Source organism: Moraxella bovis, assembly GCF_025985205.1.
Lineage (GTDB): Bacteria > Pseudomonadota > Gammaproteobacteria > Pseudomonadales > Moraxellaceae > Moraxella > Moraxella bovis.
The window spans coordinates 486,298-497,810 of the sequence record NZ_CP087840.1 but is presented as its reverse complement, the minus strand read 5'-3'; the positions used below and the strand labels follow the sequence as shown (position 1 = coordinate 497,810).

The following is an 11,513-nucleotide window of genomic DNA, read 5'->3' as shown; positions in this document are numbered from 1 at the left end:
CGTTATCCTTATTTTAATTGACTACATGATGATTATTGTGAAACAACAACGACACGGCGGTTTTCATAACGCCCTGCCTTGGTGTTGTTAGTGGCAACAGGGCGAGATTCGCCATAACCGATGGTAGATAAACGAGAATTCTCAATACCGTGGTTATTTACCAATAGGTGCTTGACCGCCTTAGCACGACGCTCAGAAAGCTTTTGGTTATAGCTAGCGGCACCTGTTGAGTCGGTGTGACCTTCGATGGTAGCACTGGTGTTAGGGTGTTGTTTTAGAAAATTAGCGACTTTGGCGACATCCTGTTGAAATGCCGGTTTGACATGGCTTTTATCATGGTCAAATTGGATGGTCAGATTTAATTTGGCGGGCTGAGCTGCATAAGACGGCTGGCTGGGCTGTACGTTTGTCGTTGCTCTAACAGGGGCGACTGATACAGGGGGGGGTACGTTGACTGGCGAGCAGTCAGCAGGCTGTACACGACTGACTTGATGAGCTTGACGACGCGTGCCTTGGATGAGCTCTTGGGCTTGGTTGGCGTCTACTTGAGTTAAACTGGCTTGATAGTTATTGCCAGTTTGTACGACAAAGTACTGAACTTCTCGTGGATTTAGATGAGTATGAATGGATTGGGCTGATAAATCGTTGGTTTTTTTGCCCGTGGGAACAGCACTGATTTGGACATTGCCTGCACATGCCACACCAGATGTATAATGTCCATCTTGCAGGCTAGTTAGATAGCGGTCATTGATGGCAATGTTGGTGCTAGACTGCTCAGAAGATTCTGCATTGGCAAGCGGTCTGATGAAAACCACACCACCAGCATTATCATGTGTGGCTAGATTGGTAAACTCATCTACCGCACCTTGACTTGACATCTTCCATGTAACTTGATTGCCTAAACGCACATCGGCATGTGCATGAATTGCCATCATCAGTGCCGAACCGATGAAGGCTAATTTTTTTAGTTGCATGGCAACTCCTCATAAACATAAACTATGGTAACTACTTGCACAATACATTTAAAACTCATTTTTGTGTGGCATGCCTGTCATGATGCTTTTTAAATTAAACGGCAATACATCAACATCACGGCAGACTTTGGGTTCACAAAATGCCTTTTAAATCATGCTCGTCATCTCATTTTTGTGGCAATCAAACCCATCTTAGTTGTAAAATTATGCAAAAATACTGTCAAAAATTGTCACACCGCTGACAAAAAATGTCACAGATGTACATTTTAATACAGTTAAGCGTATCATGACACTTTAATCTCATGTCAGTTATGATAAGCTTTTCCAAAATTCACACAAAAGATAAGATTGACATTTATCATGTTGCAAAAATCATACCAAGTAAATAAACCGCCTAGGCGTTAAAATGGATTTGACTTACCCCAGCATCTGTTTTTGTCCATTTATCCCATCATAAAAATCAATAAGATGCCATTTTTTAGACAAAAATAAGGGGTGATACCAGAGAAGTATTTACTTGGCATTGATAATTTAGTAGCATTACTTTACATAATTTTAATTAAAAACATATATTTTATTACATTTTATATTTTAAATAATATAGTCAAACAAATTTGAAATAAGACAAGGAAAACGAGCGAAGTTGTACAAGTAGTACTACGAGCGAGTTTGACACAGTATTATTTCAAAGTTGACAGACTATAATCATCAAGAACTCAGATTTTATAGCTTAAGCACATCAAATTTGGCACTCAAAATACAAGGCATCTAGAGCGTGCCCATCCTTTATACACCCAAGAAACTTTAAAATTACTACAAATACAATGATGTGTGGACGTAGGGGCGTGGTAAATATCAAGTTGGTTGGGTGTAACACCAATTCTCTTTCCAAACTTAAAAATAAACCCTTGAAAATACTGAGGGTTTAATTTTAAAAAAAATCTGAAAAAATCTGGGTTTGGAAAGAAGTCTAATAAATGATGCAAGAGGGGAGAATGGGGAATAAAACCCTTTGAAATAAACATCTCAAAGGGTTGGATATGGAGCTCTTGGCGAGAATTGAACTCGCGACCTCTTCCTTACCAAGGAAGTGCTCTACCCCTGAGCTACAAGAGCAAATAGTTTTGCTGACAAATGGAGCGGGTGGCGGGAATCGAACCCGCACCATCAGCTTGGAAGGCTGAGGTTCTACCACTAAACTACACCCGCATGGGTATTTGGTAGGGAGAATATGGTGGTGGGGGAAGGATTCGAACCTTCGAAGCTTTCGCGACAGAGTTACAGTCTGTTGGGTTTGACCGCTCCCCAACCCCACCAGTTGTTACAGGTATGTCTTTTAATGGTCTGTTAAAAGATTAAGCCCAATAAACGGGCTTGACCTGAAAAGTTTCTTAGGAGTGGTGCCGGCTGCCGGAATCGAACTGGCGACCTACTGATTACAAGTCAGTTGCTCTACCAACTGAGCTAAGCCGGCGGTGTTTCCTAAGTGGTGCGTATGATACCATAGTTTTTGATTTGCGCAAGTATTTTTTTAAAAATTTTTAAAATTATTTTATAAGTCCTTGTTTTTTATATTAATTGTTTTCTGGCAGTGGGCTTGGTATTTTTTATTATTTGACATACAAATCATTCGCTCGCCTGCCGATATTTTTGTATAATGGCATCATCCTATTTTTTAAAAGAGTACAAAAATGACAACAGAGATGATTTTGAGCATTTGTCTTGGCATTGGCTTGGCAGCAAGCTCAGGCTTTCGGGTGTTTGTGCCGTTGTTTGGCATGTCGCTGGCAAGCTATTTTGGCATATTGCCCTTAGGTGAGAGCTGGCTGTGGCTGGGCAGTACGAACGCGTTGGTGATTTTGGCGGTGGCGAGCATCGCTGAGTCCATGTCTTATTTGGTGCCGTTTGTGGATAATTTGCTTGACACCATTGCCGTGCCACTGGCAGGCATGGCAGGGACGATAGCCATGGCAGGCAGTCTGACCGACATGAGTCCTGCGATGACATGGGCGCTCGCCATCGTGGCAGGGGGGCGGAGCGGCAGCGACCATTAAGACCACGACCGCCGGTGCCAGAGCCGTTTCAACCGCCACGACCGCCGGTGTCGCCAACCCTGTCATCGGACTGGCAGAGACTAGCACCGCCATTGGGCTGTCGGCACTTGCCATATTCGCCCCTGTATTGGCAGGGGTGGTTGCTATCGTGGGGATTGTGGTGTTTATTTGGCTTGTGGTTAAGCTCAAAAACCGCCATAAGGCAAGCGAATCGGCGTGATTTGGCAAAAACCATTTGCAATTTATCCTAAATTTTTGTAAATTATCCCAAACCCATTTTTTAAGGACAAAACCATGCCTGCCTTACGAGACGACATTGACCCACAAGGACTTTTGGAATATTCGGTGGTCTATACCGACCGAGCGTTGAACCATATGTCTACCGAATTTCAAAGCGTGATGAGAGCCTTATCCGCCACTTTAAAAGAGCTTTATCATGCCGATGGCGTGGCGATTATCCCTGGTTCTGGCACGTCAGGCATGGAAGCGGTCGCCCGTCAGCTTGCCACAGATAAGGACGTAGCGATTGTGCGAAATGGCTGGTTTAGCTATCGCTGGACGCAGATTTTGGAAAAAGGACGTATCGCCAAATCCACGCACGTTTTTACCGCCCAAATCCACGGCAATCCTGCCACATTCGCCCCTGCCGACATTAACGAAGTTACCGCCCATATCCGCCAAAACCGCCCAAGCGTGGTGTTCGCTCCCCACGTTGAGACCGCTTCTGGTATGATGTTATCAGACGACTATATCAAGGCACTGGGGCAAGCGGTGCATGACGTGGGCGGGATTTTGGTGATTGACTGTATCGCTTCGGGCTGTGTGTGGCTTGACATGAAAGCATTGGGCATTGATGTACTACTCTGTGCCCCACAAAAAGGCTTGTCTAGCACGCCTTGCTGTGGACTTGTCATGATGTCCGAGCGTGCCAAAGAGCTTGTTCAAAGCACAGAATCCACAAGTTTTACCTTAGATTTAAAAACATGGGCGAATATCATGACCGCCTATGAAAATGGCGGACACGCCTATCATGCGACCATGCCCACAGACGGACTAAGACAGCTAAGAGATACCCTAAAAGAATGCCAAGCCATAGGATTTGATAAGCTAAAATCCGCCCAAATAGAGCTGGGGCAAGCCATTTTGCAAGTATTAAATGACAAAGGGGTCGTAAGCGTGGCGGATAAAGACAGTCAAGCGGTTGGGGTTATCGTCTGCCATGCCCCAAATGATGATGTACACAAAGGCGTGGCGTTTGCCAAAGTCGGTGTACAAATCGCAGGAGGCGTACCGCTACAAGTGGGCGAGCCGTCTGATTATAAGAGTTTTAGAATTGGGCTGTTTGGGCTTGATAAATTGACCGACGTATCAGGCACGGTGGCACGATTTAAGCAGGCGTGTGATGAAGTATTTTGATTATCTTTATCAACATAAAAGCCCAATGTGATGTTGGGCTTTTTGTTTGTCTTATACAGTTATTTGGATTTCACTACGCCATTTTCCTTAACGAGCTTATCCGCCCAATCAAATAATTCATTCAAATCATAATCCCCACCATGACCCACACCCCACGCCAAGGCAAAATCCACGTTCTTGCCCTGATTTTGTAAGGCGGTGGCTAGTATCACAGGCACGGCAAGGGATGTATCATTATCCTTTGCCGCATGACGGATACGCCAATGCTCGGTGGGGCTTTGGGCGATATAATTCATCGCATTCATCATCTTGATAGTGTGAGCATCCGCCATGCTCCCTTGTCCGTATTTTTTGCCAAAGGCGGTAAAATGCTGATTGTTCAAAGTCTTATTACCAAACAGATTATTCTCGCCACTGGTCAAATCTGTGGCATCAAACGCAGCTACGCCCTTGCCACGCCCCAAGTATTTTAAATAACCGTCAAAATCCGCCACATAAAAAGGGTTTGCCGACTTTCGTTGTGCCAAAAAGTCAAAATCACTCAAATCCGTGCCATTTTTAAAGGCGGTATTGGCGAAGTTATTCAAATGATAAATCACTTCATCTTTAAACGTGCCGTTGCCGTTATAATCCAATGTTAATGACTGTCCGTTGTGCCCTGTTAATTTTAAACCATTGATATAACTGGGGAAATTGGATCTTAATTCATTTGACCAACTTTTTTGCTCGTCCGTTAGGCTTGCCTTTATGCGTTCACGTTTGATGTTGTAGTCTAGCATGGAGACGTGCATTTTGTGATAATCATCAATGCCGTTAAATTGCCACTCGTACGCCATATCGGCATTTTCAAGGTTGGTAATCGGAGCATAGGCGGACACGGCAAACACGCTGTCATCAGCTGTCATAATCGCCCCTGTTTTTTACAATTCGGCGTGATAATCCATGCTATTGCCACTTGCCCCTAAAAGTAGCGACATCACCCCGCCTGCGGACGTGCCATTGGCGATAATACGGTCGGCTCGCCCTGCCATGAGCGTGTCATTGGCTTTGAGATAGGCAATGGCGGATTTTAAATCCACGATGACAGACGGAGCTTTGCCCGTGTGGTTGCCGTCTGTGCCGAGTGTCCGCCCCCTAGCCCCTGCACTTGCCACGACATAGCCACGCATGAGAGTGGCAAGTGCACTGTTTGGTCTTGGCGTACCGTCTCGCCCTGCCCTACTCTCTCTCGGCGGTCATCGGCTTGGCGGGCATATATCCGCCCACGCCATTGGGGAAAAATATCGGGGCGGTGTCTGCCGTGTAGCCGTTAATGCTGTCGCCTGTAAAATACGACTCGGGGATATAGACGTTCATCACTTGATAATCAGGCTCGGTAGGGTTTGCCACATAGGGGGTATTTTCAAACGCACGCACGACAAGGCTTTGGTCGTCTTGGGTGATGGTTTTGTAATTGTTGGGACTAAACGTTAAAGAGCTGGGCGTGGTGGTTGTGGCAAGCTTATTTGTATTTGCATTTGGGTTTGTATTTTGGGAAATGGATGTGGTGCAGGCGAATAAAGACAACAAGGCGATAATGGAAATGGACAATAAGGATTTCATACATATGTCTCAATAAAATAATAATCATTATAATCCAAGCAGTCAAAAAAGCAACTCCTTGTACAAAAATCGTCATTTGAGAAACTTATGCCCTTTTAAATAAATACACACAAAAACTTGCCCTAACATCAAACTTATCCTGTGCTTTTAACGCCGTTTTACGCTCAAGTTTGGCTTTATAAGTATAAGGGGTCATGTCTATCAAATCATTTAGGCTTTGGTTATCAAGGCATAAATCAGCGTCTATTTGCCATTCATTGACAAGGGTAAACTCGGGCGACAATTCTGCGATAAATTTGGCAGGGTTGTGCGGATTGACGGTGTCAAAGAGCTTCTCACGCATGGCATATAGGTGCATGGGGGCAGGCGTGGCAACCAGCAAAGACCCATCTGATTTTAACACCCTTAACATCTCGGACTTTGGCAAGGGGCTAAATAGGCTCGTACAAATATCCACACACTCGTCCGCCACAGGCAACACCGCCCCTGTACCCACCACCCAAGTGATGTGTTTGCCGATGTCGGTGTTTTTATACGTTCTAGACGCTGTCATAATGGCGGTTTTGGCAATGTCAAGCCCGATAACTTGGGCAGAGCGTGTCATGCCAGCGGTGTAATAGCCTTCGCCACAGCCGATGTCTAGTATCGCTTTGGGCGATAGGTCAGCAATCACTTGGCTGATTTTGGTGCGAAGTGGCTCATAAAATCCGCTCGCCAAAAAGCGTCTGCGAGCCTGTACCGATGTTGGCGTATCGCCTGCACTGTGGCTGTTTTTGTGTTGAACCACGTGCAAATTGACATAGCCGTTCTTGCTGATGTCATAGCTGTGGCGGTTTTGGCAGGTGTAGGTTTTGCCTTGTAAGTTTAAGTCGGTGTGGCAAATGGGGCAGATGAGCATAGGTTTTATTAATATTGGTTGTGTTATTTGTTTTATGGGCGGTTGGTGGTTTTAAACTCTTGATAAAATTCTTTATCGTCATCATAACTTGGTGGGTTTAATAAGACGATTTGACCATTGATTAACTCATTATAAATTTGGGTGGCTTGTTGTTTAATTTTATTTAACTCAATCTCTGAAAATTCACCATAATGCTCTTCTCCCCAAAAATACAATTCCGCATACAACCCATATTTTGTTGCCAATTCTCTCAAAAATGTATAGCCTTGACAATACCAATTATAAATTGTTGCTAATTTTTCTAAGTCATTGGGTTGATTGATTAAGGATAATAAGACATCTATTAAAGTTTTGCTATAATATTTTGAATAATCCAGATAGGGAATGCTTAACTTTTCAATCTCAATAATACTTCTTTTGTCTTTAAAATCAAGACTGATTAACGCCAAATAATCATCAGGAATTAAATACTTTTCCAAACTTGGTTCGTTATACACCCAAGTTTCAAAGTCGGACAATGAGCCTTGTTCTAACAGAAGTGTAAAGAAAGGTTTTTGCAAGTTAAAGGGTAAAATTTTCATTCTTGTTTCTTATTATTTTCATAAACCCAACGCCGACAATCATCATATTTATAAAAACTGACATACAACCTTATATGATATAAATTATCAAAATTATAATCACCTACCGATATTTCGTTTTCTCCCACACAAAACCGTCTGTAAAAAGAATGCTTGGCGGTACTATATTCCGATAATTCAACATCATCGGAAATTTTTTGAATATTTTCTAGCAATGTTTCAATATCGCTTGTTTTGGGATTATGGTAATGATAGGCGATAGAAATGGATTGTGCACTGGTCTTTTTATGGTCATCTCGTTTATCAAATGGGGGCAAGCCGATTGTGACCGCATCTAAGATGTGTTGCAATTCGGCTTGCTTTTTATCATAATCCAATTTGATAGGGGCGTGAAACTCAGAATTTTTAACCCCATCTATCAAGTTATAAATCATAATGGGTAGCACAAAAGCCAAAACAGCAATGAAAAAAACATAATGAATTATTTGTTTATCGTTTTTCATGCTATCCACCTAAAATCAATGCTCCCTCGTACTTCTAAACGCCACCTCGGGATACCGCTCTTGCATTAACTGCAAATTGACACAACTTAGGGCAAATTAGAAAATCAATCATAACGCCTTATCCAAAAGCTCCAATGCTCTTTTAATATCGCCTTGTTTGGCTCTGTTTTCAAAGCGTTTTTTTGCTTCATATTCGGCAAGCACATTAGACATTGTTTCGTCTATTAAGCGAGCAACACTCAGTCCTTGCTCATTGGCAATCACGCTTAGGCGTTCGTGTTTGTCATTGCTGACTTGAAGTGTTAATGTCGTCATTATAACTCCTTAATTGCAATAATTGTTCTGGTGTTAAAATTTGAATGCCAAAATTCAACTCATTTTGGCGAAAATCTTTTTGATTATGACTGACAATAATATTGGCATTACCTGCAACCGCCAATTCTATCAAATGATTATCGCCTTCATCTTTTAAATTGGGTCGCCACAAATAAAAAATACGCACCCATTCACAAACGGATAATAACGCATTTAAAATTTCATTGCGTTCATCTAATGATAATTTACTTTTGGCAAATATATCATCACGAGCCAAAACATCTTCATATTCTGCCAATAACACCACACCAATAATCGGTATAAATTCGCCTTTTAAGCAGGCTTTAATTAGGCGGTTGGCGTGATAAGACCCCAAACACGCCCCCACCAAAATATTGGTATCCAAGACAACTTTCATTATAATTCCACATTAATCTAAAATCAATGCTCCCTGGTCGCCCGAAACTCCACCTCAGGATACCGCTCTTGCATTAACTGCAAATTGACACGACTGGGAGCAAGATAAGTCAAATAACCACCGCCGTCAATAGACAACTGGTCGTGGGCTTTTTTCTTAAACTTTTCAAACGCCACTTTGTCATCACAATGCACCCAACGCACGGTGGCGATAGAAATCGGCTCAAAGGTGCATTGCACCTTATATTCTTCTAGCAAACGATGTGCCACTACTTCAAATTGCAACACGCCCACCGCCCCCAAAATCAAATCATTATTGATTTGGGGCATAAAGACTTGCGTTGCTCCTTCTTCGGAGAGCTGTTGCAAGCCTTTTTGTAGGGCTTTGGATTTTAAAGGGTCTTTTAGCACCACACGGCGAAACAGCTCGGGGGCAAAGTGCGGAATGCCTGTAAAGTTTAAGGTCTCACCACTGGTAAAGCTATCGCCAATCTGGATTGTGCCGTGATTGTGCAAGCCGATGATGTCGCCAGCGTACGCTTCGTCCAATGCTTCACGGTCGCCCGCTAGGAACATGAGTGCGTCCGACACTCGCACTTCTTTGCCAATACGCACGTGGTTCATTTTCATTCCCCGTTCGTATTTGCCCGAACAAATCCGCATAAAGGCGACACGGTCTCGGTGTTTGGGGTCCATATTGGCTTGAATTTTAAAGACAAAGCCTGTGAAATTTGGCTCGTCCGCTTTTACCAATCGCTCCACCGCATCGTGGTCTTTTGGCGGTGGGGCGTATTTTGTTAAAACGTCCAAAATCATGTTTACGCCAAAGTTACCCAACGCCGTACCGAACAAAACAGGTGTTTGTCGTCCTGCCAAAAACTCATCCACGTCCCAGTCTTCGTACGCCATCTCAGCAAGCTCGATATTGTCCATAAACTCATCCCACAAAATCTGCCCAAGTCGCTCCTTGATGTCGGCATGGTCGTAACCGTCTCGGCTCTCGATATCCGTGATTTGTGAGCCAAAGCCTTTTTTATAAAAATAAGTCTTGTTATCCACAAAACTATACACCCCCACAAAATCCTGCCCCATGCCAATAGGATAAGCAAACGGCACGCATTTGATTTTTAGGACGCTTTCAATCTCATCAAGCAGGGCAAGCGGATTTTGGATTTCACGGTCAAGTTTATTAACAAATGAAATAATGGGCGTATCACGCATACGGCACACTTCCATGAGCTTAATCGTCCGCTCTTCCACGCCTTTGGCTCCGTCAATGACCATTAACGCACTATCAACGGCGGTGAGCGTGCGGTAAGTGTCTTCTGAAAAGTCGGCATGTCCAGGGGTATCTAGTAGATTAACCACATGATTTTTATAGGGAAATTGCATGACTGATGTCGTGATAGAGATACCACGCTCCTGCTCCATGCTCATCCAGTCGGATGTCGCGTGGCGGTCGGCTTTACGCCCACGCACCTCGCCAGCGACTTGGATTGCCTTGCCCCACAGTAGGAGCTTTTCGGTCATGGTGGTTTTACCTGCGTCAGGGTGTGAGATGATGGCGAATGTTCTACGAGCCTTGATTTGGTTGGTTAAATTGGTTGTCATTTCTTGCCTTTTATGAATTATGTACACGTTTATGTACAAATATATTTTGAGTTAAACGGGATAAAATTTGGCATATTATATATCAAAATACACTTTCTTAATACACAAAAAACAACCGCACCCCAAAAGTTAGATACTCAAATACCAACCTTTGGGGTGCGGTTCAAAATGAAGTGGGTTTTGTGGTAGCATAAGAATTAAAAGCAAAGATAAATATAAAAATAAGGTTCTGGTTCAAAAAGGATGCTACAAGAAAAACCGTTCGTGGTAAGCTATGCCTGCCCATGACGGAAACCGACTCGCAGGCAAGCTTGTGGCGAACGGAAAACCTAGTTTGGCATACTTTTTAGACTACTGCCAAAAATAAAACCTGCTCAAGGCTAGAGTGGCGAGCTTTGGGGTTGGTTCATTTTTTTGGGCGGTGTTTTTATCAAAATTTATTCCACAAACTTCACAACTTGTTCAAAAGTCTTGCGTGCTTTTGGTTTGATTTCTTTATCACGATAGCCAAAAGTTACCATTACCGACACGCCCCATTCGGCAGGGTCAAATAAACCTTCTTCTGCCAAAATACGGTTCACTTCTTTATAATCAAAGCCTTCAATCGGACAACTGTCAATGCCAAGCATTGCTGCCCCGTCATCATATTGGCAAGGGCGATGTAGGTTTGTTTGTTTGCCCAGTCAAATAAACTGCGATCAGAATCCAAAATGGCGATGTCCTCACTTTGGAATTTTTTATAAACTTCCATAATTTTCACACGGTCATCGCCTTGCAAGCCCCGTCTGTCCATAATTTCGCCAAAATAGGGCGTGTCATAACGGGCGTTTTTCTTGGCAAGAATGGCGACAATGTGGCTGGCGGTTTCCATCGTGGGAATGCCCCACGCATAGGATTTTAGTTTTTGGCGTAGGTCGTGGTTTTGTAACACCAAAAATTGCCAAGGCTCAGAGCCTACCGAGCTTGGCGACAAACGCCCAAGTTCCAAAATGGTATTAAACTCATCGGCAGGGATTTTCTTATTGCCGTCATACGAACGGGTAGACGCACGACGATGAAAGGCACTAATTAGGTCATCTTTGCTAAAAATGGTCATAAATCGCTCCAAAATTAAGGATTTTGAAAATTGGAGCGTATTATAA

At 43.4% G+C, this 11,513-nt stretch carries 15 protein-coding genes and 4 tRNA genes; 3 read left to right on the top strand and 16 right to left on the bottom strand.

The window, feature by feature from the left end; translation table 11 throughout:
* Positions 1–32 precede the first annotated feature (32 nt).
* The 5 genes from LP107_RS02580 to LP107_RS02560 form a co-directional block, all read right to left on the bottom strand.
* On the bottom strand, positions 33–974 hold the full coding sequence (locus tag LP107_RS02580; RefSeq protein WP_115369151.1) for an OmpA family protein: 942 nt from the start codon (positions 972–974) through the stop codon (positions 33–35).
* A 1,041-nt stretch (positions 975–2,015) separates the two neighbouring features.
* Positions 2,016–2,090 (bottom strand) — tRNA-Thr (locus LP107_RS02575).
* Between the two features lie 19 nt (positions 2,091–2,109).
* A tRNA-Gly gene (locus LP107_RS02570) sits at positions 2,110–2,183 on the bottom strand.
* A gap of 23 nt (positions 2,184–2,206) precedes the next feature.
* Positions 2,207–2,290: transfer RNA gene (locus LP107_RS02565), tRNA-Tyr, on the bottom strand.
* A gap of 82 nt (positions 2,291–2,372) precedes the next feature.
* Positions 2,373–2,448, bottom strand: a tRNA-Thr gene (locus LP107_RS02560).
* A 217-nt stretch (positions 2,449–2,665) separates the two neighbouring features.
* Between LP107_RS02560 and LP107_RS02555 the strand changes: the two genes are divergently transcribed.
* From LP107_RS02555 to LP107_RS02545, 3 genes are all read left to right on the top strand, one after another.
* Positions 2,666–3,028: a DUF4126 domain-containing protein gene (locus LP107_RS02555; protein ID WP_245952190.1), complete on the top strand. Its 363-nt coding sequence runs from the start codon at positions 2,666–2,668 to the stop codon at positions 3,026–3,028.
* The gene (locus LP107_RS02550; RefSeq protein WP_245952236.1) at positions 3,024–3,248 is read left to right on the top strand and encodes a DUF4126 domain-containing protein; all 225 of its coding nucleotides are present in this window, start codon (positions 3,024–3,026) and stop codon (positions 3,246–3,248) included. The genes LP107_RS02555 and LP107_RS02550 overlap by 5 nt, the downstream gene beginning before the upstream one ends.
* A 74-nt stretch (positions 3,249–3,322) precedes the next feature.
* Positions 3,323–4,444 carry an aminotransferase class V-fold PLP-dependent enzyme gene (locus LP107_RS02545; protein WP_078275154.1) on the top strand — a complete coding sequence of 374 codons (1,122 nt, stop codon included), beginning with the start codon at positions 3,323–3,325 and terminating at the stop codon, positions 4,442–4,444.
* Between the two features lie 59 nt (positions 4,445–4,503).
* On the opposite strand, the gene LP107_RS02540 is transcribed toward LP107_RS02545, so the two are convergent.
* The 11 genes from LP107_RS02540 to LP107_RS02490 all read right to left on the bottom strand — a co-directional run bounded on the left by LP107_RS02540 (position 4,504) and on the right by LP107_RS02490 (position 11,467).
* Positions 4,504–5,349, bottom strand: a complete 846-nt coding sequence (locus tag LP107_RS02540) for a subtype B tannase (protein WP_208624068.1) — start codon at positions 5,347–5,349, stop codon at positions 4,504–4,506.
* 15 nt (positions 5,350–5,364) lie between these two features.
* Positions 5,365–5,613 (bottom strand): hypothetical protein, encoded by a 249-nt coding sequence (locus LP107_RS02535; RefSeq protein WP_208624067.1) that lies wholly within the window; start codon positions 5,611–5,613, stop codon positions 5,365–5,367.
* 49 nt (positions 5,614–5,662) lie between these two features.
* Complete coding sequence (locus LP107_RS02530; RefSeq protein ID WP_208624066.1) at positions 5,663–6,046, bottom strand: hypothetical protein; 384 nt, start codon at positions 6,044–6,046, stop codon at positions 5,663–5,665.
* Positions 6,047–6,131: 85 nt separating this feature from the next.
* Positions 6,132–6,944 carry a putative RNA methyltransferase gene (locus LP107_RS02525; protein ID WP_078275155.1) on the bottom strand — a complete coding sequence of 271 codons (813 nt, stop codon included), beginning with the start codon at positions 6,942–6,944 and terminating at the stop codon, positions 6,132–6,134.
* A 32-nt stretch (positions 6,945–6,976) separates the two neighbouring features.
* On the bottom strand, positions 6,977–7,525 hold the full coding sequence (locus tag LP107_RS02520) for a hypothetical protein (protein ID WP_078275156.1): 549 nt from the start codon (positions 7,523–7,525) through the stop codon (positions 6,977–6,979).
* Positions 7,522–8,028, bottom strand: coding sequence for a hypothetical protein (locus LP107_RS02515; protein WP_078275157.1), 507 nt, complete (start codon positions 8,026–8,028; stop codon positions 7,522–7,524). The genes LP107_RS02520 and LP107_RS02515 overlap by 4 nt, the downstream gene beginning before the upstream one ends.
* Positions 8,029–8,136: 108 nt before the next feature.
* The gene (locus LP107_RS02510) at positions 8,137–8,343 is read right to left on the bottom strand and encodes a hypothetical protein (protein WP_078275158.1); all 207 of its coding nucleotides are present in this window, start codon (positions 8,341–8,343) and stop codon (positions 8,137–8,139) included.
* On the bottom strand, positions 8,312–8,761 hold the full coding sequence (locus tag LP107_RS02505) for a putative toxin-antitoxin system toxin component, PIN family (RefSeq protein ID WP_264675971.1): 450 nt from the start codon (positions 8,759–8,761) through the stop codon (positions 8,312–8,314). The genes LP107_RS02510 and LP107_RS02505 overlap by 32 nt, the downstream gene beginning before the upstream one ends.
* A gap of 23 nt (positions 8,762–8,784) precedes the next feature.
* Complete coding sequence (locus tag LP107_RS02500; protein WP_264675972.1) at positions 8,785–10,371, bottom strand: peptide chain release factor 3; 1,587 nt, start codon at positions 10,369–10,371, stop codon at positions 8,785–8,787.
* 437 nt (positions 10,372–10,808) lie between these two features.
* On the bottom strand, positions 10,809–11,000 hold the full coding sequence (locus LP107_RS02495; protein ID WP_264675973.1) for a nitroreductase family protein: 192 nt from the start codon (positions 10,998–11,000) through the stop codon (positions 10,809–10,811).
* Positions 10,949–11,467 (bottom strand): nitroreductase family protein, encoded by a 519-nt coding sequence (locus tag LP107_RS02490; RefSeq protein WP_264675974.1) that lies wholly within the window; start codon positions 11,465–11,467, stop codon positions 10,949–10,951. Before LP107_RS02490 ends, LP107_RS02495 begins: the two co-directional genes overlap by 52 nt.
* Between the last annotated feature and the right edge of the window lie 46 nt (positions 11,468–11,513).